The organism is Thermomonas fusca (assembly GCF_005862345.1).
GTDB classification, from domain to species: Bacteria; Pseudomonadota; Gammaproteobacteria; order Xanthomonadales; family Xanthomonadaceae; genus Thermomonas; species Thermomonas fusca.
Genome location: NZ_SROY01000001.1, coordinates 553,738 through 575,256, shown reverse-complemented (window position 1 = coordinate 575,256; position 21,519 = coordinate 553,738). Strand labels below are relative to the sequence as shown.

Below are 21,519 nucleotides of genomic sequence, written 5' to 3'. Positions count from 1 at the left end.
GGCAGCGTGGTCGGGCGTCCGCTAAAATAGGCGGTCGGCCCGAAAGGCCCCTTTCTCGCTCCAGCAAGGACATCCGCACGATGAAGATCCTCGTCGGCTACAAGCGCGTGGTGGACTACAACGTCCGCATCCAGGTCAAGCCGGACGGTTCCGGCGTGGTCACCGACGGCGTCAAGCTGTCGCCCAACCCGTTCGACGACATCGCGCTGGAAGAAGCCCTGCGCCTGCGCGACAAGGGCATCGCCACCGAGGTGGTGGTCGCCACCATCGCCCCCGCCGATGCCCAGCCGCACCTGCGCAACGGCCTGGCGATGGGCGCCAACCGCGCCATCCACGTGGTCGCAGACCAGCCGGTGCAGCCGCTGACCGCCGCCCGCGCCCTGCTCAAGCTGATCGAGAAGGAACAGCCGGACCTGGTCATCCTCGGCAAGCAGGCCATCGATGACGACGCCAACCAGACCGGGCAGATGCTGGCCACGCTGTGGGGCCGCCCGCAGGCGACCTTCGCGTCCAAGCTGGATGTTGCCGATGGCAAGGCCACGGTGGTGCGCGAAGTCGATGCCGGCCTGGAAACGCTGGAAGTCGACCTGCCGGCGGTGGTCACCACCGACCTGCGCCTCAACGAGCCGCGCTTCATCAAGCTGCCCGACATCATGAAGGCCAAGAGCAAGCCACTGGAGACCATCGCCTTCGCCGACCTTGGCGTCGATGCCAATGACTCGCTGAAAACCACCCACTACGCCGCGCCGGCCAAGCGCAGCCGCGGGGTGATGGTGAAGGATGCGGCCGAACTGGTCGCCGCGCTCAAGCAGAAGGGGCTCCTGTAATGTCCAACGTCCTGATCGTCGCCGAACACCTGGGCGGCAAGCTCAACGCCGCCACCGCCAAGACCGTGGCCGCCGCGCAGGCGCTCTCGCCCGCGGCCATCGACGTCGTGGTGCTGGCCGCCGACCCGGCCGCGGTGGCCGCGCAGGCCGCGCAGATCGCCGGCGTGCGCAAGGTGCTGACGGTGGCCAACCCCGCCAATGCCGATGCAATCGCGCAGGTGCTGGCCCCGCAGGTTGCCGCCCTTGCCAACGGTTACAGCCACGTGTTCGGCCCGTCCACCACCTTCGGCAAGGACCTGATGCCCTGCGTCGCCGCGCTGCTGGGCGTGAACCAGGTCTCCGACCTGATGGCGGTGGAGGCCAGCCACACCTTCAAGCGCCCGATCTACGCCGGCAACGCCATCATCACCGTCGAAGCACCGGCCGACCAGGTCGTGGTCGCCACCGTGCGCACCGCCTCCTGGCCGGAAGCCGCGCATGGCGGCAGCGCCGCGGTCGAGGCCGCCAACGTCGATGCCGCGCTGCCCGCGCATACCCGCTACGTGAACCTTGCCGCCGGCAAGTCCGACCGCCCCGACCTGCAAAGCGCCAAGCGCGTGGTCTCCGGCGGCCGCGGCGTCGGCAGCGAGGAGAACTTCAAGGTCATCTACGCGCTGGCCGACAAGCTGGGCGCGGCGGTGGGTGCCTCGCGCGCGGCGGTCGACGCCGGCTACGTGCCGAACGAGCTGCAGGTCGGCCAGACCGGCAAGATCATCGCCCCGGAGCTGTACGTCGCCGTCGGCATCAGCGGCGCCATCCAGCACCTGACCGGCATCAAGGACGCCGGCACGATCGTCGCCATCAACAAGGACGGCGACGCGCCGATCTTCGAGATCGCGGATATCGGATTGGTGGGGGATTTGTTCGCGGTGCTGCCGGAGTTGGAAGCGGCGCTGGGCTGACTCGCGACAGATCATCGAATGATTGAGGTGAAGAAGGAGCCTATCGGCTCCTTCTTCATTTGTAGACCCAGTACTTGCATGCGAGAAAAGAACAAGCTGCCAGCACCAGCTCAACCAGCGGTTTGGCCAACCATGCCACTTGCACCCCAAGCACGCGGTTGACCATCACCAGGGCCGCGGTGCTGGCAACGGTCATGCCGCACCAGAGCACTCCATAGCGCAGCATGCGTTGCCAACCGAGCTTGCTTGCTCCTTCCTCGCGGAAGGTGAACAGGCCGTTGAGGCTGTAGGCCACCAACGCGCCCAGCAAACGCGCCCCCAGGTTGGCTGGCGCAGTGCCCAGCTCCAGCCAGGTCATCCAAACGAACGCTGCCCAGTCCACGCACAGCGCAACCCCCCCCACGATGAAATAGGCAATTGCCTGGCGAGGCAAGCCGGATATCGTGGAAGGTGTGCTCACACCTCAGCCCCGTAGCCCGGGCGTGAGCGTATTACGCGGCACCCCTGCGATGTCATAGGCAAGGAACGCAAGCAGCAGTTGCAGGCCTACCAGCACCGGCATCGCCGCGAGCATGATCACTCCAGTCGCCGCCACCTGCTGCGTGACCAGCGATTGCCACCAATGCCAGCCCCCATAAATTGTGCCGAACACGCAGAGGCCGATTCCCACCAGCAACTCCAGCGATGCAATGGAAACGTCCCGCAGGAAATAGTTGTAGAAGATCCGCTTGAAAAAATTCGTCGAATGCTTGCGAAGGAACTCCGGCAACACCTTGCCTATCCGAAGATTGCTGACCTCGTCGCCATAACGCGCGTCCATCGGAACATCCCGTACCACGGCCCTGAACGTGCCCAGCCGGAACAACATGTCCGACTCGAAGAAATAGCGCCTGCTGATCCTGTCCATCGGCAGCAACGACGCCACGCGCGCCGAGATCGCGGTATATCCGTTGGTGGGATCGAAAATGTCCCAGTAGCCGGTCGAGAACTTGTTCATGAAAGACAGCACCGCGTTGCCGGCCAGCCGCATCGCAGGCATTCGGGCGATGTAGCGAAGATCGTAAAAGCGGTTGCCCTTGGTGTAGTCGGCATCGCCCGCCATGATCGGGGCAACGAACCGCGGCAACAGCACCGGGTCCATCTGTCCATCACCATCGATCTTGACGATCACATCGACGCCTGCGCTGATCGCCTCCCGGTACCCGGTCATCACCGCGGCACCCACCCCCTCGTTGCGGGCGTGGCGAAGGACCTGCACTCTGGGATCGAAGCAATTCGACCGGATGAAATCACCGCTCCCCTCGGGACAGGCATCGTCCACGCAGTAGATGCGCTCGACAATGCCAGGCACCGCCGCCAGCACGGCCAGGATCTGCCCGGTCACCTTGAAGCAGGGGATGACCACGCCGATCCTGCAAGGCGCCTGCGCTCCGGTCATGCCCGCATTCTCCTTCGATCAACCATTCCCGCCCCGCGTGTACGCCCGGGCCGATGACACCGCCCCCGCCAGCCCGCGCGGACGCAGCAACAGATGAATGCAGAGTAGCGTCGCGACCATCGCAACCGGATACAGGTAGCGAACATCGCAGGCGATCGTGGTCGGCAGGAACGACAGCAGATAGGCGCCCGCTCCCACTGCCGCGGCTCTGGCCGCGAATGCTCCACCCTCCTCATGCTTGCGCAACAGGAAGACGCCCGCGACCAGCAACAGTCCCGTATACCACCAGTGGCGGAAAACCGGGGACGGCGCCAGCCATCCTGCCAGCCTGCCCAGCATGCGATCCCTCGGATCCATTTCCTCGGTCAAGCCCACGGCCGCGAGTTGCCGGCTGTCGCCGGCGACACCCCAGTAGGCCGGCACGCAGCCGATCACGTCACCAACCCCCATCAATGTCGCGAACGCCTGGACCCTGTGGGTCAGGTATGCCACAGGATCGTGCTTGATCCCCGACCACCAGATGGTCTGCAGCCGCCCGCTCGCCAAGTTGTCGGAATAACCACGCACGGCCTCATCGCGCCACAGCGTATCGATGCGCTCGGGACTGTAGCCAACCTGCATGCGACGAATGGCCTCCTTGCCCGCTTCCGTCCATGCCGCAGCATCGTCCGGCCGGGCGTAGGCGACCATACCGATGATGTCGTAGACCTGGATCGTCGCGATCCCCACCGACACCGGACTGGCAGGCAGGGGCGCCACCCGGCTTGCCGCTGCCTTCGCCAACAAGCCACCGATCATGCCCGTGAGCACCAGTACGCCCGCCGCAGTGGCGAGGCGGAAGGGGCGGGTGAGGGCGGCACGGCTCGCCACGCTCCAGGCGCTCGCCAGCGCCAACGGAACCGACAACAGGACGCCCTGCTGCCGGATCAGCGGCAACGCGGCGATGCAGATCGTGGCGCACAACATTGACAGCAAGAAGGGCACGCCCCGCCAGCGTGGCTGCAGTAGCAACAGGACGATTGCCGAAGCCGCACAGGTGGCCAGTAAGACGTCTTTCCAGAGAATCCCGACATAGAACATGAAGAGCGGATTGACGGCCAGCACCAGCGCAGCCAGCACCCGCCATCGCATGAACCGTCCGGGCTCCACCCCAGCCAGCAGGAGCGCCACGAACACGCCATAGGTTGCCAGGGTATTCAGCGCGACGAATATCGCAGCCCCCATGCTGCTGCCGCCAAGCCAGGCCAGCACTGCTGCAAAGAACGGCGGCCCCCAGCCGACGGCTTGGCCAGTCAGGCTCTCGTAGAGCGCCGTCACGCTGTCCACGGACATCTGCCCAGGCGCATGGATTGCCACCAGAATCGTCGCCAGGATCGAAGCGACGATCAACAGGGAGGTTCGGTAGGTGCCCATGGCTAGCGGTTGTGGATCATCGGCCTTCATCCTCCTGGCACGCCTCATTCAACTACGCGGATGCGCTTGCCACTCTCACAGAAGTAATCGCCCTGCGGGTGGTCGATCAGGAATACGACTTCATAGGCGCCCGGCGGCACCGCCGCCAGCGAAAGGCCGATCTCGAATCCGGCGGCCGCCAGTTCGGGGCGCCTGAAATAAGCAGCGACATCCGGCCGGGCCTTGCCAGTCCGGGCGGGCGCCCGGAATTGGTCTGCTCCCTTGAGCACCACATGGAACCCGCCTGCGGCCAGTCCATCCTGCCCGAGCAGGAAACCGTCCAACCGGTGTACGTCTTCCCGGCTGATTTCCGCATCCGGCGGGCCCTGGTCCACCATGTCCAGACTGCAGGCCTGCCTGGTCCAGTGCGCCGATGCCAGTCGCTGCGCCGCTGCCGCGTCGACTTTCTCCGCACGAACCACCTCTGGACCGGCAGCCGATCCATTCCAGTAATGCCCACTCCCGCCGGGAACGGCACGCTCGCGGCAACTCGTGGACAATAGCAGCCCTGCCACCGTGGCGATGGCGAGTAGTCTGGGGATCAAGACCGGGACATGGCGCATCGACATCCTCCTCAGCCTCGATGACCACCGGAAGCGCCCGGCAGCAGCCGATGCAACCGCTTCGCCAACCTCAACAACCACGACCTGCGGGCCAGTACCCGCTCCAGCCAGCCATAGCGCGCGCGATAGCGGGCCAACTCGTCGTACAGGCCGAACCGGTGCTCGAACAGTATCTCGGCATTGCGACCGAAGAATTCCAGGTTGTTCCGGAAAATCTCTGCATACGTGCCGACGACCGCGGCCCGGTCGGCGTTGAACCCGGTGGTACGGGAAACATGGCCGACGCGGTAGTGGAACAGATATTCGTCCAGCTGGCGGACTTCCCGGCCCAAGGCGACGAGCTTCACCCAGAAATCGTAGTCCTCGACACCCCGCCTCAACGACTCGCTGAACCCGCCGACACGCTCCCAATCCTCGCGACGGAACAGGCTGGTGACGAAAATCACGTTGTCGATCACCAGCTCCCGCAGCGTGTAAGGCGGCAGCTGCCAAGGCCCGTTCTCCACGCCGAACCTGTTGGCTTTGCAGTAGACGATGCCGACCTCCCCGGCGCTATCCAGCACCGCGGCCGCCTTGGCGACGTAGCTGGGATCAATCAGGTCATCGGCATCGAGCGGCAGGATGTAGCGGCCGCTCGATGCAGTGATGCCATGATTGCGCGCGGCCGCCGGCCCGGCATTCTCCTGGTACAGGACGCGGGTGCGGGGCCACGGGCAACGGCGCAGCAGTTCCAGCGTGTCCGCATCGGTCGATCCGTCGTCGACGATCACCACCTCGATGTCGGGATGGGTCTGCGCCAGCGCAGACCGCATGGTTTCGTCGAGCGTCGCCCCCGCGTTGAAGCAGGGGATGACGATCGAGACCAGATGCCCGGATACCGCCACTTCAGCGCCTCGCGCCAGCCAGCTTCCTGAGCGCCTTGGCCAGGGTCGGCCCGAACCCGATCTCCAGGGTCGACCAGGCGAACTTGTCCAGCAGTCCCGGGTTTGGCGACATCCGCAGCGTGGGAACTTCGCCCGTGGTGCCGGCGGTGGTCACGGCCCCGCCCCCCTGCTGCAGGATCTCGTCATCGCAGCTGGCGAACGGCCGCGGTACCGCCTGCCACAGCGCCGGGTCGCGGTACCGGACGCGCGCTTCGCGGGAAACAGATGCTCCGTCCGCGTAGTTCGAATAGGACCAGGGCGTCTTGCCCAGCGTCGCCTGCCCATGTGCATCCAGCTTGCGCAGATAGTCGCGGTACAGTGTCTCGAACTCCGGGCGATTTTCCTCGGTCAACCACCAGCCCATGGCTCGCTCGATCATCCCGGAATCCAGCCCCGAGAAGTGGATGAAACGGAGCGGATCGCCATTGACCACATACCCACCCGCTTCGGCCTTGCGCATATCGCTTCCCAGCAGCGACCAGGTGGCGAAGTCATAGCCGTGGTGCTTCAGGATGTGCACGTCGAAGAAGCTTGGCGCCAGGTCGATCCACTTCTGATCGGTGAAGATGCCACGGCTCTTGTCGTCGTAACAGAACAGGAACAGGCGTTCCGCCCACCAGTCGAGGAACCGGTTCGAGTTGTCGCTGCGGGCAACCGCGACGAAGCCGAGGTTGTAGGTGCCATGGGCCAGCGAGCTGATCTCCATGTCGATGTTGCCCGGCCGCAACAGGTGCGGGCAGACCACCACCGACGCGCGGTCCAGCACCTCCTCCAGTTCGCTGAAGTCGCTGTACACCAGCACGTCCGGATCCAGATAGACGAACCTGTCGCGCTTGGGGAACCGTTCGATCAGGTGGCGAAGGAACTGCGGCTTGACCGCGGTGGACGCCTCCACGATCGAATGGCGGAAGATGAACTGGTCGAAGTCCTCCCAGCCGGCGTCCTTCGCCAGGATGATCTGATCGAAATGCGGAAACCCGCTGGCGGCCTGGGGGATCTCTCGTTCCACCAGGCACAACACAAAGGTCGCATCGCGGCAGTGCGCCTTGACCGATTCGGCCAGAGCCATCGCCTTCGGCAGGTAGTTCGCGCAGATCGAGGTGAAGTAAATCATGGGGTTGTTGTGTCCTTCCGCAGTTGCGCGCGTCCATCGCGCCACGCCATCCACCGACGCTGCAGGCGGCCGATCAGGGTCGCCTCGTAGCGCAAAAGCGCCAATTGTAGGTCATGGATTCTTTGATTCAGCGCCGTGCGCGCCACCACCGCTTCTTCAGACCAGGCGATCTGGGCCGTAAGCGCCGAGCGCGTCCCGGCCAGCTCCGCCTGCAGCGCCTCACGCTCCACCACTGCTGCTTGCGACCATTCGACCTGAGCCGCAAGCGCGGAACGCGCTTCCGCAAGCGCGCCCTGAAGCGCTTCGCGCTCCGCCACGGCGGCTTGCGACCATTCGACCTGAGCCGCAAGCGCGGAGCGCGCTTCCGCCAGAGCGGCCTGCAGCGCTTCCCGCTCCGCCACCGCCGCGCGCGACCATTCGACCTGCGCATTCAATTCGGATTGCACCCGTGCCACGGCGACTGCCGCCGCCACGGATTCCCGCCTTGCCTCCTGCGACTGCGAAGCCACGCCCTCCAGAAGCGCACGAAACGGCGACAGGCTTTCGCGCAGGCGCTGCCGAAGGCCATCGAATCGAGCCGCATCGATCGACGATTGCGCAAACAGCGACATCGCATCCGCGACGAGGCCATCATGGGTCCCGACGCTTGTGGCCAGCGCGGTTCCCCCGGAAAAATGCCGATCCCCGGCGGACACGAAGCCCGACAATGTCGCTCCATCGGGCGTAGCGACGAGATGGTCGAGACCCAGCGCGGTCATCAGCCGGGCAAGCGTGGCCTCGGGCGCGGCGACGAGGTCGTCGTAAGTGACCACCGCGCGCGTGCAGCCACGCGAGTCGCGCTCTGCCGCGAACATGTGCTCCAGCCAGAGCAGCTGCGACAACGCGGGTGAAAACCCGTTACGCTTCGCCAGCGACGCCGCGACCTCGGCCGGGTGGCGCACCACCAGCAGAACGCGCGGCTCTATCCCCGTGGCGCGCAGGGTCTCGAGCCACAGCGGCAGCAACCGGCACAGGCGCGGGTCCTTCAGTGCGAACAGGCCCGCGGCGGAAAACTCGCGCTCGAGCAGGCCGGCGATTGCAACACGCGCATCATCCGCCGCCGGCGTCCGCAACCATCCTTCCGGCAACTCGCGCGGGTCGTCCCAGCGGCGGCCAAGGGCATCCAACAGCGCATCGTCGATGCGCACCGCCTCTTCGTGTTCGAAGTAACCCTTCGGATTGTCCTCGCCGGCTGCAAGCAGGTGCTCGCCCATGGGCAGGCCAAGGCGCGCCAGGCTGCCGGCCACCGCCGAGGTACCGCTGCGGTGCATGCCGACGATCAGCAGGCAGATCCGGGAGGGGTTGTTCACTGGCGCCATCCTATGTCGTCGGCTTCGATCAGGTTCACCAGCGCGGTGGCCCGGATCCGCTGGTCGGGCATGACCCGGAACATCGCCACGTCCACCCTGCGGTCGATGTATTCCTCCATCGTCCCGGTGTCCGCAAGGCAACCCGCGTTGAGGAAATAAGTGCCGGGATTGAACCGGCAACGGAAACGGAAGCCGACTTCGACGGTCGCCCCGGCGGGCACCAGCTGCATGCGGGGCAGTGACGGATCGGTGGCGGCGCCGGCGACCTCGATGCCGGTCGTGGTCCTGACCATCATGCCGCAGCGCACGCGCGAGAGTGTCCTGCGCGTTTCCACCCGGTAGGCGTACACGTATTCCTCCCCGTGCACCAGCGTGTTCACGCGACTGCCATCCAGCGTCCGCAGGTGCGGGTCGACGATGGTTGCGCCACGGTCCTCGTAGGCAATCGTCGAGGCCGGCAGGAGGTGGGGGTCGAACCACGCTTCGATCCGATCCGTACGCACCTCCGCCATCGCATCGCCGGCGTCGCCCGGACTGCCGCTGCCAGCCGGGCCATGCGACGGCAGCTGGTCGTCGCGGATGGCCTGACGGATCGCCGGCTGTTGCTCGGCCGGCGCGTAGATCAGCTTCTGGTAGAGCGACACCACCCGCTTGGGGGTGCCATGCGCGAGCAGCTCACCGCCATCCAGCAACACCGCCTGGTCGCACAGATCCACCACCGTGCCCGCGGAATGGGACACGAACAGGACGGTTGCGCCGGCCTCCCGGATCTTTTCGATGCGCGCAAAGCACTTGCGCTGGAATGCCTCGTCGCCCACGGAAAGCGCCTCGTCGACCACCAGGATCTCGGGCGTGACGTTGATCGCCACCGCGAACGCCAGCCGGACGTACATGCCGCTGGAATAGTTCTTGACCGGCTGATGGACGAAGTCGCCGATGTCCGCGAAGGAAAGGATGTCGTCCAGGCGCTCGTCGATCTCGCGCCGCGCAAGGCCCAGGATGGTGGCGTTTAGGTAGACGTTTTCCAGCCCGGTGAATTCCGGGTTGAACCCGGCCCCGAGTTCCAGCAGCGCGGCCAACCGGCCCGCGACCTCCACGCTGCCGCTGCTTGGCGCAAGCGTCCCGCAGATGATCTGCAGCAGGGTCGACTTCCCGGAGCCATTGCGGCCAACGATGCCGACCGTGTGACCCTTGCGGATCTCCAGGTTGATGTTCTTCAGCGCGTGGAAATCGCTCCGGTAGCGCCCGTCGCCACGCGCGAACATCTCCAGCAGCCGATGGTGCGGCCTCGCATAGACGGGATACACCTTGCCGACGCCGTGCACCCGGATGGCAAGGTCAGAGGACATCTGCAAACCCGCGCTTGGTGGACACGAACCACGCATGGCCTGCATACATGAAGGCCAGCGCCCCAAGCAGGTAGGCGGCCAGCCCCGTCCAGTCCGGCGCCACGCCCCAGATCAGCACGGAACGGGCTTGGTCGGCGATGAAGGACACCGGGTTGAGCATGAAGATCGCACGGTACTCGTTCGGTACCGCGGCCACCGGGATCATCACCGACGACAGGAAAAGAATCGCCATGCTGGCCAGGCCGACCACCTGCCTGACGTCACGGAAATAGACCGAGATGGACGCCAGGAACCATGCCACCCCCAGTCCAAGCACTGCGATCGGCAGGATCACCAGTGGCAGATAGACGATGGTCCACTCGAAATCACCTTCCATCACCAGGCGCATTGCCACGAACACCAGCACGTTCATCAGGCAATGGAACAACGCCGAGAACAGCATTGGCCAAGGCAGGATTTCCAGTGGGAACACCACCCGCTTGACATAGGACGGGTTGGCCACCACCAAGTCCGGCGACCGGACGAGGCACTCCGACAGGACGAAGTAAGGGATCATCCCTGCGAACAACACGATGGAGAACGGCGTATCGGTCGCGCGTGCCTCAGGCCAGCGCCCTCCCATCACCGTGCCGAAGGCGATCGCGTAGATGCACAACAGCAGGAACGGGCTGACCAGCGACCACAGGATCCCCAGGCTGGCGCCGCGATAACGGCCATCCACCTCCCTGCGCGTCAGTTCGCCGACCAGCGCGCGCTGGGTGATGAGGAGCTTGAACGGCGCGAGGGGCTTGAGGCGAGATTTCAGTGCGCGCATCCGTCCTTCATCCGGAGAGGCGCCGCGGCGCCCCCCGCGTTGGGCTGCATCCGTGGGTCCGGCAGCAGGCCCGCCATGATACCGGAACGCCCCCCGCGGGCGCTGGCGTCAGTGCCGCCTGAAGCGCACATCGCGCCAGGGCCGTTCGAACAGCAGGAACGAACCCATGGCCACCGCCAGCATCGCCGCCAGCACCACCAGCAGGGCGGGCAGCCCGTGGCTGCGCAATCCCAGCGCGTCTGCGGCCTGCAGTACCGGCATGTGCCAGAGATAGGCGCTGAAACTGACCACGCCCACCAACCGCATCGGTGCACTAGCAAACAGACGGGACAGTACTCCAGCCCCCCACAGCACCGACAACAGCAGCAGCGCCCAGCCGAATCCGAACGCAGTGAACCATCGATGGCCGAGTTCCGGGTTGTAGCCCTCCCCCGAGATGGCCGCCCACAGCGCCGGCGTCACCAGCGCCAGTGCCGCCAGCAGCAGCCAGCCCGCGGCGCGCCAGGCGCGCGCCAGGCGCCACAGTGACGGCCATTCCTGCGAGACCCACGCCGCGACCACGCCCGCCAGGAATACCGGCAGGTAGAACCCCAGCTGTACGCCGTTGACGGGTGCTTGCGCGGCAGGCCACTGCCGTCGCGCGAGTACCAGCAGGGCTGCCAGCAGCGCCACGCCCCACCACCGCCCGCCAGGCATCCTGCGCAAGGCCAACAGCGCCAGGCAGACGATCGGCAGCCACAGATAGAAGGTGAACTCGACCGGTATTGACCAAAGCACGCTCTGGCCTTCGCGCAGCGTCAGGTGCCGCCAGAACCCGGCTGCATCCAGCTGGTAATGCCAGTGAACAACGCCAAGGCTCGTCAGCCCCCAGCTCAGCAGCAGAACCACCAGATAAAGCGGCCAGATGCGCAGCACCCGGCGCAACGCGTAGTCGATCCAGTAAGCCGGGTCAGCCAGTCCTGCCAGCGGACGCGCCAGCATGGCATGGGCCAGCAGGTAGGCGCTGAGTACGAAGAACAGGTAGACGCCGCTCTTGCCCGTGCCCGACATTCCGGGCTGCGGCAGCCAGCCCGCATTGGACAGGTGCGAGGCGATCACGATCAACACGGCCAGACCACGCAACCCGTCCAGGGCCTGCACATGCTCGTCTCGGGTGCGCGGCCGACCAAGGAACAGCTTCAGCATCCTTCCCCCGTTGTGCCCCACCGCAACCCATGCCAGCACGAAGGATATCCGCTGGAGACCGTCCCGGCACGCGCTGCGACGCCGCTCAACGGACCCACGGCGCTTCGTCCGACGCCTGACCGCGGACCACCATCGCGGAAGCACGGCCACAAAAAAGGAAAGGCCCGCCGAAGCGGGCCCTCCCGGTATTGCACAGGAGCGGAGGCCGATTAGTGGCTGCCGGTGTCCTGGTTCACCATCACGTAGTTGCTGAGCGACATGCTGGTGGTGTTGACGATCTGGTACAGACCCTTGATTTCCTTCTCCGGGCCGGCAACGGTGGCCACGATGGCGGCACGCGGCGCACCGGTGAAGCCCTGCAGCACGGTGTTCAGGTCGTCGATCACCTTGGTGCTCTTCGCCTTCACGGTGTAACCGGTCAGGTTGCCCTGGGTGATGGTGTTGCCATTTTCGCCGTACACGGTCAGGAAGAACGTGCGGTCCTTGTTACCGGTGTTGGTGATGACCATGCGGCTGATCCAGCCCGACGGCACCTGGGTCAGCGGGGCCTGCAGGCGCACGCCGTCCTGGACGATCTGGCCAGCGATGGCGCTGTTGTCATCAACGGAGTTGTCGGTGGCATTCAGGCTTTCGTCGACCGACGGAACCAGCACGACTTCTTCTTCGTCACCGGCGCCCAGGTCGTAGCCCGCGTTCGGGGTCACGGTCAGGCTGGCGGTGTAGGAGCCCGCCGGGATTTCGTTCTCCGAGGTTGAGTCGGCGTAAACGAAGAAATCGGCGCCCAGAGCGGTCGGATCGACGGTCCACTCAGCCGAATCTTCGGTGGCAGCCACGGTGCCCGACACGCCATCGAACTGGGCGTCGGTCGCCCAATCGCTGAAGTCGCCTTCCACGGCCAGAGCGGCGGTGGTCGGGAAGATGTCAGCCAGAGTAATCAGAGTGCCGTCAGCCTTGCGGTTGGTCGGGTTGATCTGCACCAGCTCGGCATAGGCCAGACGGGCGTCGTCGGGACCACCGCTGACGCCGGCAACCGGATTCTTGAAGCCGGCGAACGAGGTCGGCATGTTGTCGACCGAGGCGGTGGCCTTGTTCGGGTCGATGGTGAACGCATAGCTCGGCTTGAACGAGATGATCTGCTTGGTGTCACCCGAGCCCGGGATCAGCTGCGAGCTGGCCGGATCGCACGAACCAGCCGCGGCCGGGTTGTCGTACAGGCCGACGGTGGCGGTGACGGTGGTGTTCTGGTTCGGAACGTTGAACTGCAGGGCGTTCAGGTTGATCTTGTAGTTGCTGGTGGTCGGGTCCGCCTTGCCGCTCAGGATGCCCGAGGTCAGGGTGAAGAACGCCACGTTGCCGTTCACGTTCACGGCGCCCACGGTCATGTCGGTGGCCGGGGAGGCGCCAGCGACGTTAGCGCTGTTGTACTCATCGACGGTCGGGGTGACGGTGCTGGCCACCGGGGTCGCGCCGGTCAGCTTCACGCAGGCGTAGCGGAGCTCGCTGTCGTTGAAGTTGTAACCCAGATTCCAGTTCACGTTGACGGTCAACGTGGCCGGCATCGCGATTTCCTTCGCGTACACGGTGTTGGCGGTGTTGATCTGGGCACCGGCCAGCGCGCTGCCGGACGCGAGTGCGCCGACAACGGCGAACGCCAGGACTTTCTTGTTGAAGAACTTCATTCTTGTTGGCTCCTAAGCTTAGGTTTGTAAATCTTGGTCACACCATGGGCACCACTCGCCGCCCGCATGCGCGTATCGGCGCCGATACAGAACCGGAGAAGAACAAAGGCCCGAACCCCGCAACCCCATTCCCCCTGAGTCCGGTTCATCTGCGCATACAGATACCAAAGCCAGCGCAGCATCCCAGATGTGCCGGCAGCATATAGGCGGGATTAAGAAAGTGTCAACCGCTGGAATGCCCTTGTGCCACCGGGTTTGCGAATCCATCCACGAACGTTCCCCCCGGCTCATCGACCGCGCCTTTTTCACACATCACTTGCCGCCCATACACAATGAAACCGGGCGCTTGCCGGATTGTCGCCGGCCCCATGAGGCATGAGCCCGCTGCCACAGGAAACGGCCGCCCGGCGACAGGCTGCAGCCCCACCCGTAGATCGCCCAAGAGCAGGCGCTCAGGCCGGCCTGGTCGCGCCCGGCTGCTGGCTTTCCGCTGCAGGCGACTGCGCCTCGACAGGCGGATTGATGGGCGCTTCCGTGGATGGCTGCGGATCGGGGCTCAGCTTGGCAGGCGGCACGGGAAGCGGCTCGCGCGGTTGCAGCGGCGCCGGAGCGCCATCTGGGCGGCCCGGCCAACTGCGCTCAACGCGGCCAAACCGCTCGCGCACCGCTCGGGTAACTTCTTCGACCTGGGTCGAATCCTCCAGCACGTACGGCGTGATCAGCAGCAGCAACTCGGTCCGCACGCTGGACTTGGTCCGGTTCTGGAAGGCGCGCCCAAGCAGGGGGATGTCTCCCAACAGCGGGACCTTAGACTTGCCGTCGGCGCGGCTGCTGGAGATCAGCCCCCCCAGCAGGGTGCTCTGGCCATCGGCCAGGCTCAACACGGTGCGCAGGCTGCGGCTGAGGATGCTGGGCGAGGAGATCTCGCTGGTATCGGTCTTGACCGCCTCGCTGACCTCCTGCGACACTTTCAGGTCGACCCGCTGGCCGGAATGCACCACCGCCTCAATGTCCAATAGGGTGCCGGTCTTGCGGTATTGCACGGACTGCAGGATCGAACTCTGGTTGCCGTTGTTGGGCAGGTCTGGCGCCGTGGCCTGGCTGGTGATGATCGGCACCTCGGTACCGACATCGATGCTGGCCGCCTCGCCACTCTTCACCAGGATGCGCGGCGTGGACAGGATGGTGACGCGGCTGTCCTTGGCGAACATGTTGAGCGTGGCGCGCACCTGGCCGGACGAAGACAGGGCTGCCCAACGCAGGCCGCCGGCGGTGGCGTCACCCGCCAGCGCCGTCAGCGGCCCGGACATGCCTTCCACGCTGATGTTGCGCAGCGCCCATTCGACGCCGTGAGTCAACTCGTCGGTGAGCGTCACTTCGGCGACTGTGACCTCAATCAGCACCTGCCGCGCCGGTTGGTCCAACCGCGCCAGCACGCCCTGCAATGCACGCCAGCTCTGGGCATCGCCCTGGAACACGATCATGTTGCGCACCGTATCGGCGGCCAGCTGCCCGCCGAAGCCGGAAACCGCGGTCACTGCATTACCCTGGCGCGTTCCGCGCGCGGCATTGCCGATCGCTGCTGGACTACCTCCGGTGTTTGCGGTCGCAGTCACGGCCGTATTGCCGGCGTTGCCGCCAACACCGCCTGCCAAGGCCTGCAATACCGGCAACATCGTGTCCACCGTGGTGTGCCGCGCGGCATACACGTACATGCCGCCGCTGCCGGCCGCATCACTGGGCTGGTCTAGGCGCGCCACCCATTCGGCCACCGTATCCAGGGCCTGCTGGCTGTTGGCGAACACGATCAGGGCATTGGCGGAATTGACAGGTACGAAGGTCAGTGCCCCGGGTTCCCCGACGCCGCTCTGCACGGCAATGCCCTGTCCCGTCAGGACGTCGCGCAGCTCTTTTGCCAGCAGGTCGGCCGGAAGGTAGAGGGGATTGATGCGGAGCGAGTATTTGTCGCGCAGCACCGCCTGGTCCAGCGCGTCCACGGCTTGCATCGCCGCGCGAACATCGGTGCCGGGCCCGCTGATCAGCACGGCGTTGGATTCGATCAGCGGATTGAAGTTGACGGACTTGCCGTTGAACAAGTCCTTCACCTGTGGGATTACGGACGCCGGCCGCCGGTACTGCAGAGGCATGGACACGAACACGGTGCGCTGGCCGGCGGGAACGTCAGGGAGTGAGCGAGTCTGCAGCAGGGGACTGATGTCGCTGGTGCGTTGATCCACCGGCATGAAGCGCAGCACGCCGCCCAGCTCGTCGATCCGCACGTTGTAGCTGCGGAGGACTTCCTCGGCCACCCGGAACGCCTGTTCCGGCGGCATCGACTTGGCCAGGCTCAGGCTGAGCAATTCCGGACGGCCGCGTAGGGACTGGTCGATCTGCACCGGCAGGCCCAGCTCCATCCCGAAGACGATATTGATGAAGCTTTCCAGCGGCACGCCGTCTAGCGCGATCGCCACCGGCTCGGTGCGCCGCATCGGCGGGATGCGGCTCTGCGCGCGCTCCGGCTGCTGCGCAGCCTGTTCGCGCCGCACCGGCTCGGGGCCACGTTCGATCTGCGGATGGGTGCGCCCTGAAGCGGCATCACCCAGGACTTCCCCCGTCGGAGCGTCCGCTTTCGGCGCGCGCAGCGGGCGCGGCAACTCGGGCGGGCGCGCGGCACAGGCGGCCAGCACGCCGACCACCGTCGCGAGCGCAATGACGCGCACGCGGCTCAGCCATCGACGCGCCACAGGTTGAAGGTGTGTCCGATCCATCATGCGTGTTCCGGTTGCTCGGGCGGGGGCAGCTTGCTGACAACGCATCAGCGCCGCCCCTTCCTGGTGGGCGGCTTCGACGCGGGCGCAGGCGCGGGCGCCGCTTCTTCCTGAATCTGGTAGCTGTTGAACATTTCGCGCTGCTGGCGCTCACCCTTGGCGTCGCGCCACTCGACGCTCAGCCCGGACACCCGCAACACACGCCCGCCACCCGGCAGCGGATCGCCCGCACGCAGCAGCACCGTGCCCGCGCCCGCCACGCTGAATACCGCGCGGGCGCCGTGCCGGCTGCGGGCCACACCCACCGGGACAGGGGCCGGAACCTCCGGTGCCGCAGCCGCGCTGGCTGCAACTTCCTGCGGGGGCGGCGGCGGCGGCCAAGGCGGATTCTTCTCCCAAGCGGCTTCGATCGTGGCAGGCGCCGGACGTGGCGGCGGCGGCAACGTCCAGTCCTCTGCAGTCGCCCGCGGGGCCACCGGCTGACCCGGCACGTCGACGAAGGCGAAGTTCGCCATTGCACCAAGAGCCAGCGCCAGCAGTGCGCCCAACAGCAGGCGCCACATCGACAGAGCGCTCATGGTGCGGCCTCCGAAACCACCGTCCCGGCGACCACGCCCTGTCCAGCACGCCGGTAGTAGGCGCGCATCACCAGACTTATCTTGGGTTCGCTCTGCTCGCCGATATCCAGGCGCTCGACCTGCATCCAGGGCAGGCCGCGCTCCAACGCCTGCACCAACGAATGCTGGGCAAAGGCCGGCAGCGTGCCATCCAGCCTGGCCAGGACCTGCACCAGTTCCGGATGACCAGGCACCTCCAGCACGTCCTGCACCTTGACCACGGGCCCGGAAAGTTTCTGCGCGGCCGCGAACTCGGTGAGCCAAGCCTCGATTTCGGCCTGCGCCTGACCGGCATTGGCGGTAACCCGCATCTCACGCCGCATGCCGTCCAGCTCGGCCTCGGCCTGCTTGGCGCGCTCGACCCATTCCGGCTGCCCTGCCACGCGCTCCAGGCGCTGTCGCAGGCCGATGTCGGCGGCATGCTGCCGCATCGCGGACTCGCGGTGGCGATCCAGCCCGTCCAGCAAGTGCAGGGCCAAGGCCACCATCGCGACCAGCACGGCCATGCGCAGCCGCCGATTTTCGCGCCATTGCATGGCTGCGTTTTCCAGCATGGGCGCGCTCATTCTTCGCCGCCCTCGGTGACACGAGGCTGCGGCAGGGTGAACTCCAGCAGGATGTCCCCGTTGCCGGAAGAGGTCGCGGTCAGGTCATCGAACGGGGGGGTCTGCACGAAGGCCTCGATGTAGCGGCGCGGATCGGCATCACCGCCACGAACCAGTACGCGCAGCTTCCCGGGTTCGCGCGACCATCCCCCCAACAACGCGCCATTCGGCAACTTCGCGCCGATGCGCGCCATCCAGTCGAAATCGGTGTGGTCCGGCTCCAGCTCGCGCAACTCCGCGATCTGCGCCGCCGCCGCCTCGGCACGCTCGCGTGCCGCCTGCAACGGCGCTGCCCGGGAGCGCGCCGCTTCAAGCCTGACGGCTTCTTTCGCGGCTTCGGCATCCCAGCGCATCAGGCTGGCCAACTGCCACCCAGCCACCGCCAGCAGCAGACCGGTCGAGGCAATCCACGCGACCCGTTCGGCGGTATCCGCATCCATGGACAGGCCGCCGCCAGCGTGGGCCCAGGGGCGATCTAGCCACGCCAGTGCGAAGGGCTCCGGCACGTCAGCAGCCCCGGTGGTGGCGCCCGCTGCCCGGAGGAAGGTCAGCCACTCGGCCTCCGACGGCCGCCGCGCCCACCATTGGCTGGCTGCCAACACACCGTTGCTCCAGTACTGCCCTTCCACACCCTCGCACAAGGACAGAAGCCTTACCCCATCCTGGGTGGGCGGCGAATACAGCAACGATTCCGGCAGCCATCGCCGGTACACCGACGGACTGTCCTGGGGAGGCGTCCAGATCCAGTAATGGGCAATGCCCTCTTGCCAGGCCAGATGGGTGCGGGCATCGGCGGACGGCAGGAAGCGGGCCGCCGCCAGACGCGCTGCCATGGACCGCTTGCGCGGCGGAAGGGCGCGAAAATCCTGCTTGCGGTACTGGCAGTCGCGGCGCGGAATCACCCATTCCTGCGCGCCAAACAGGCCCTTGGCCTGACGCAGGCCCGGTGTTTCGCCCGGCAGGCTACGGCCCGGCGAGAAGAGGGCTCTGGGTCGTTTCTGCATCGCGGTCATCGGCGGGGCGTTGGACGGGATAGGCGGCCAAAATGGTCCAAGGCCCGCGTTGGTCGGCTAATGGAGTCAATCTAACATGATAACGCTGGCCCCTTCCTGTACGCCCCCAGATGTCGATCCGCAGGATGCCCTCGGCCACGCTGCGGTAGTCGATGGCACTGTCGCCGGGCAGTTTCCCGAGCGTCAGCGCTTCCGCTTCGTAGCCGTTGCGCAAGGGACGTTCCTGCCGCCGCTTGAGAATCAGCTCGCAGGCTTCCGGGCAGTTGGGGATCCACAGCGGCAGCAGTTCGGGGGGCGTGGTGTTGAGGTTGACAGCACCGACATAGAACGCGGATGAGTGCTCGATGATGCGGCCCAACTGCGCCGGGGGAAGCCGGTCCCAATCCATGACGCTGCCGAGCTCGGAAGGCAGCAATAGACCCCTGTTGGGCGGCGGCGGCCGGCGCTCACGCTCGTAGTCGTTGCGTTCGGCGCCCTGCAGGTGATTGAGGTCATCGCCATCGATGTAGTCCAGCAGCGTGTCCCGCAGGCGCGGGATCCTGTCCTTCCCCACACCCTCCATCCGCAGGAATCGATCCAGTCTTTCGGCGGTGGGGCGACGCAGTGAAAGCAAACCCGCCTCGTCCTGGATCGCAAAGAAAGACGCACCGCGACCGCGATAGCGGGTACCGTCGAGACGCAGTTCGCCGCCAACGGGGTCGCGCCTCACCCCGCCCATCTCGTCGAGCTTGCGCATGGCCAACGCGTCCGCTGCAAGCGGCTCCACCGGCAGCCCCGCGAGGGTGAACTCACGGGTGGCGGCGATGTACAGGAGGGTGTCGCGCGTTTCCAGTGCGGCGATGTCATCCTGCAGCCGCTCGCTGTCGAGACGCGCATGCTCCACCTGGGAGCGCGCCCACAGCATCATCAGTCCCACCGCGACGCCTATGCCCGCCAGGAGCCACAGCGTCACCGCCAGAACAAAGCCCCGCTGAGACCGTTCAGATCCCCGCATCGCCACCCTCCTCGATGTTGATGCGGTCGGAGGCACGCAGGTTCGCCGGCAGGTAGACGAGCCATTGCAGGTGTCGTCCGGCCTCCGTGGTCGCCTGGAACTTCACCAGCCGCGGCAGTACTCCGCGGCCCTTCTCGGCCAGGCGGCTCGCGTTTTCCGGGGCGGTGCTCTGCCATGCGGTCTCCCATTGCGCGCCGTCGCCTTCGGCCATGTAGGCGAAGCCGGCCTCACGCAGGGGCCCGGGAACCACGACGAGATCACCGGCGACCGGGTCCAGGTAATGCAGTGCGGCATCGCCGTCGGCATCACGGACCAGGCGCCAGGCTATCCGCGCGCTGCCGCTAGCCATCAGCGGCGCAGCGCTGACGAACGACACCTCCTCGATGCCCCCGGAGAACGCGTCCGCCTCCAGGCGTTGCGTCGGGGGCTGCGCACCGGCAAGGCTGTCGCGGAACCAAGCCTCCTGCAGCAGCATCTGGCGGGACTCGCCCTGCATTCGCAGCATCCGGGTCCGCAACGAAAGGGATTGCGACAATGCGCTCATCAGCACCGTGACTAGCATGGACACGATGACCAGCGTCACGATCGCCTCCAGCAGGGTGAACCCCCCCTGCACCCTGGCGTTCCGCAGGCTCACAACACCTCCGGCTTTCTGACCTGCTTGTAGCCGACCCGCCTGACTTCCAGTTCGGCCAAGGGGCGCTGATCGCGCTCCAGCGCCAGGCGCACGCGATACAGGCCGACCTGGAACAGGCCGGCCTGCAGGTATCCGGTCATTGCATCACGCGGCGCTTCCAACGGCTCCGCGTGCCAGCGCAGCAGCACGTCGCCCAACTGCACCTGGCCGTCGGGTTCCTGCGCGGGATTGATGGTCTGCAGCCACGCCAGTGCGTTGCGCTGTGCGGATTCGCGCTCGCGCGCCGCCTCGGCGCGTTCCACCATCCGCACCGACTGGCTCATGGCTGCGAACAGCGCCATCCCCGCCGCCGCAAGGATCGCCAGCGCGACGATGGCTTCCAGCAGCGAAAACCCCGAAGCGCGGCTACTGCGCATTGCGCACCTGGCAATCGGGCATTGCCACGACCCATTCCTCTTCAGCATCGGGGCTGCGCACGCGCAGGCGCGCTGCATCACATACGCCGTTGTCGCGGACCAGCAGCGGCGTCAGGGTGGAGACAGCCCAGCCCTGTGGCAGTTCCAGCAGCGGGGACAGCGCGGCCTCGGCGCCCAAGCGGATCTCTCCCGACTGCAGGCGGGCGCGCAGCGGGAGATCCTCGATCTGGCGCTGGACCTCGGCACGATCACCACTGGTCCCGATCGCCCTGACCGTGCTGGCCAGGCGTGGCGCCGCCAACGCGGTCATCACCGAAATCAACGCCAGCACGACCAGCATCTCCAACAGGGAGAAGCCGACCGCCGCCCGGGGCTCACCCCTTGGGTGGCAGGAAGCCGACGTCGGCGTCATTGCCCTCGCCTCCCGGCTGGCCATCCGCGCCGAGGGAGTAGATCGCGAACGGCAGTCCATCGCGGCCGGGGATGGAATACTTGTACGGTCGACCCCACGGATCCTCGGGCACCGGTTCATCCAGATAGGGACCGCGCCAGCGCGCCTTGGCCCGCTCATCGGCGGGCGCCGTGTTCAACACGCCCAAGCCCTCATCCGCGGTGGGGATGCGGCCGACCTCGAGCCGGAACGTTTCCACGGCCCCACGCAGCAAGCGCGTCTGGGTGTCCGCGACCTGCACTTTGGAGCTGTCCACGCGACTGAACAGGCGCGGGCCGACCAGGCTTGCGATCAGGCCGATGATCACCAGGACCACCAGCATTTCCAGCAGGGTGAAGCCGGCGGCGAAGCGAGGCACTCGCATGGGGACTCCGTGTTTCGGGG

22 protein-coding genes are annotated in these 21,519 nt (G+C 66.3%); 2 read left to right on the top strand and 20 right to left on the bottom strand.

Going from position 1 to position 21,519, the window contains the following annotated elements:
* The first annotated feature begins 80 nt into the window (after nucleotides 1-80).
* Both E5S66_RS02650 and E5S66_RS02645 read left to right on the top strand, forming a co-directional pair.
* Complete coding sequence (locus tag E5S66_RS02650) at nucleotides 81-827, top strand: electron transfer flavoprotein subunit beta/FixA family protein (RefSeq protein ID WP_138347241.1); 747 nt, start codon at nucleotides 81-83, stop codon at nucleotides 825-827.
* Nucleotides 827-1,768 (top strand): electron transfer flavoprotein subunit alpha/FixB family protein, encoded by a 942-nt coding sequence (locus E5S66_RS02645; RefSeq protein WP_138347239.1) that lies wholly within the window; start codon nucleotides 827-829, stop codon nucleotides 1,766-1,768. Before E5S66_RS02650 ends, E5S66_RS02645 begins: the two co-directional genes overlap by 1 nt.
* Before the next feature lie 55 nt (nucleotides 1,769-1,823).
* On the opposite strand, the gene E5S66_RS02640 is transcribed toward E5S66_RS02645, so the two are convergent.
* From E5S66_RS02640 to gspG, 20 genes are all read right to left on the bottom strand, one after another.
* Nucleotides 1,824-2,228, bottom strand: coding sequence for a GtrA family protein (locus E5S66_RS02640; protein WP_246037110.1), 405 nt, complete (start codon nucleotides 2,226-2,228; stop codon nucleotides 1,824-1,826).
* Between the two features lie 3 nt (nucleotides 2,229-2,231).
* The gene (locus E5S66_RS02635; RefSeq protein WP_138347237.1) at nucleotides 2,232-3,206 is read right to left on the bottom strand and encodes a glycosyltransferase family 2 protein; all 975 of its coding nucleotides are present in this window, start codon (nucleotides 3,204-3,206) and stop codon (nucleotides 2,232-2,234) included.
* 18 nt (nucleotides 3,207-3,224) lie between these two features.
* A complete protein-coding gene (locus E5S66_RS02630; protein ID WP_138347235.1) occupies nucleotides 3,225-4,649 on the bottom strand; it encodes a hypothetical protein in 1,425 nt (474 codons plus the stop codon).
* A 14-nt stretch (nucleotides 4,650-4,663) separates the two neighbouring features.
* Nucleotides 4,664-5,221 carry a hypothetical protein gene (locus E5S66_RS02625; protein ID WP_138347233.1) on the bottom strand — a complete coding sequence of 186 codons (558 nt, stop codon included), beginning with the start codon at nucleotides 5,219-5,221 and terminating at the stop codon, nucleotides 4,664-4,666.
* A gap of 11 nt (nucleotides 5,222-5,232) precedes the next feature.
* Nucleotides 5,233-6,105, bottom strand: coding sequence for a glycosyltransferase family A protein (locus tag E5S66_RS02620; protein ID WP_171033450.1), 873 nt, complete (start codon nucleotides 6,103-6,105; stop codon nucleotides 5,233-5,235).
* Between the two features lies 1 nt (nucleotide 6,106).
* Nucleotides 6,107-7,258 carry a glycosyltransferase family protein gene (locus E5S66_RS02615; RefSeq protein WP_138347229.1) on the bottom strand — a complete coding sequence of 384 codons (1,152 nt, stop codon included), beginning with the start codon at nucleotides 7,256-7,258 and terminating at the stop codon, nucleotides 6,107-6,109.
* The gene (locus E5S66_RS02610) at nucleotides 7,255-8,607 is read right to left on the bottom strand and encodes a sulfotransferase (RefSeq protein ID WP_171033449.1); all 1,353 of its coding nucleotides are present in this window, start codon (nucleotides 8,605-8,607) and stop codon (nucleotides 7,255-7,257) included. The genes E5S66_RS02615 and E5S66_RS02610 overlap by 4 nt, the downstream gene beginning before the upstream one ends.
* Nucleotides 8,604-9,956 (bottom strand): ABC transporter ATP-binding protein, encoded by a 1,353-nt coding sequence (locus tag E5S66_RS02605; RefSeq protein ID WP_138347226.1) that lies wholly within the window; start codon nucleotides 9,954-9,956, stop codon nucleotides 8,604-8,606. The genes E5S66_RS02610 and E5S66_RS02605 overlap by 4 nt, the downstream gene beginning before the upstream one ends.
* On the bottom strand, nucleotides 9,946-10,770 hold the full coding sequence (locus E5S66_RS02600) for an ABC transporter permease (RefSeq protein ID WP_138347225.1): 825 nt from the start codon (nucleotides 10,768-10,770) through the stop codon (nucleotides 9,946-9,948). Before E5S66_RS02600 ends, E5S66_RS02605 begins: the two co-directional genes overlap by 11 nt.
* Nucleotides 10,771-10,878: 108 nt before the next feature.
* Nucleotides 10,879-11,955 carry an acyltransferase family protein gene (locus E5S66_RS02595; protein WP_138347224.1) on the bottom strand — a complete coding sequence of 359 codons (1,077 nt, stop codon included), beginning with the start codon at nucleotides 11,953-11,955 and terminating at the stop codon, nucleotides 10,879-10,881.
* Between the two features lie 209 nt (nucleotides 11,956-12,164).
* Complete coding sequence (locus tag E5S66_RS02590; RefSeq protein WP_138347223.1) at nucleotides 12,165-13,634, bottom strand: hypothetical protein; 1,470 nt, start codon at nucleotides 13,632-13,634, stop codon at nucleotides 12,165-12,167.
* A gap of 452 nt (nucleotides 13,635-14,086) precedes the next feature.
* The gene (locus E5S66_RS02585; RefSeq protein ID WP_138347222.1) at nucleotides 14,087-16,450 is read right to left on the bottom strand and encodes a secretin N-terminal domain-containing protein; all 2,364 of its coding nucleotides are present in this window, start codon (nucleotides 16,448-16,450) and stop codon (nucleotides 14,087-14,089) included.
* Nucleotides 16,450-16,965, bottom strand: a complete 516-nt coding sequence (locus E5S66_RS02580; RefSeq protein WP_171033448.1) for a hypothetical protein — start codon at nucleotides 16,963-16,965, stop codon at nucleotides 16,450-16,452. Before E5S66_RS02580 ends, E5S66_RS02585 begins: the two co-directional genes overlap by 1 nt.
* Before the next feature lie 11 nt (nucleotides 16,966-16,976).
* Entirely contained in the window at nucleotides 16,977-17,585 is a 609-nt protein-coding gene (locus tag E5S66_RS02575) for a hypothetical protein (protein WP_138347219.1), read from the bottom strand.
* Nucleotides 17,582-18,637, bottom strand: coding sequence for a hypothetical protein (locus E5S66_RS02570; protein WP_138347217.1), 1,056 nt, complete (start codon nucleotides 18,635-18,637; stop codon nucleotides 17,582-17,584). The genes E5S66_RS02575 and E5S66_RS02570 overlap by 4 nt, the downstream gene beginning before the upstream one ends.
* On the bottom strand, nucleotides 18,588-19,631 hold the full coding sequence (locus E5S66_RS02565) for a type II secretion system protein GspK (protein ID WP_138347215.1): 1,044 nt from the start codon (nucleotides 19,629-19,631) through the stop codon (nucleotides 18,588-18,590). The genes E5S66_RS02570 and E5S66_RS02565 overlap by 50 nt, the downstream gene beginning before the upstream one ends.
* Nucleotides 19,618-20,268 (bottom strand): PulJ/GspJ family protein, encoded by a 651-nt coding sequence (locus E5S66_RS02560; protein ID WP_028839121.1) that lies wholly within the window; start codon nucleotides 20,266-20,268, stop codon nucleotides 19,618-19,620. Before E5S66_RS02560 ends, E5S66_RS02565 begins: the two co-directional genes overlap by 14 nt.
* Entirely contained in the window at nucleotides 20,265-20,684 is a 420-nt protein-coding gene (locus E5S66_RS02555; RefSeq protein ID WP_038053162.1) for a prepilin-type N-terminal cleavage/methylation domain-containing protein, read from the bottom strand. The genes E5S66_RS02560 and E5S66_RS02555 overlap by 4 nt, the downstream gene beginning before the upstream one ends.
* Nucleotides 20,674-21,096 carry a type II secretion system protein gene (locus E5S66_RS02550; RefSeq protein ID WP_281278260.1) on the bottom strand — a complete coding sequence of 141 codons (423 nt, stop codon included), beginning with the start codon at nucleotides 21,094-21,096 and terminating at the stop codon, nucleotides 20,674-20,676. Before E5S66_RS02550 ends, E5S66_RS02555 begins: the two co-directional genes overlap by 11 nt.
* Nucleotides 21,059-21,499, bottom strand: a complete 441-nt coding sequence (gspG, locus tag E5S66_RS02545; protein WP_038053160.1) for a type II secretion system major pseudopilin GspG — start codon at nucleotides 21,497-21,499, stop codon at nucleotides 21,059-21,061. Before gspG ends, E5S66_RS02550 begins: the two co-directional genes overlap by 38 nt.
* Nucleotides 21,500-21,519: the final 20 nt, after the last annotated feature.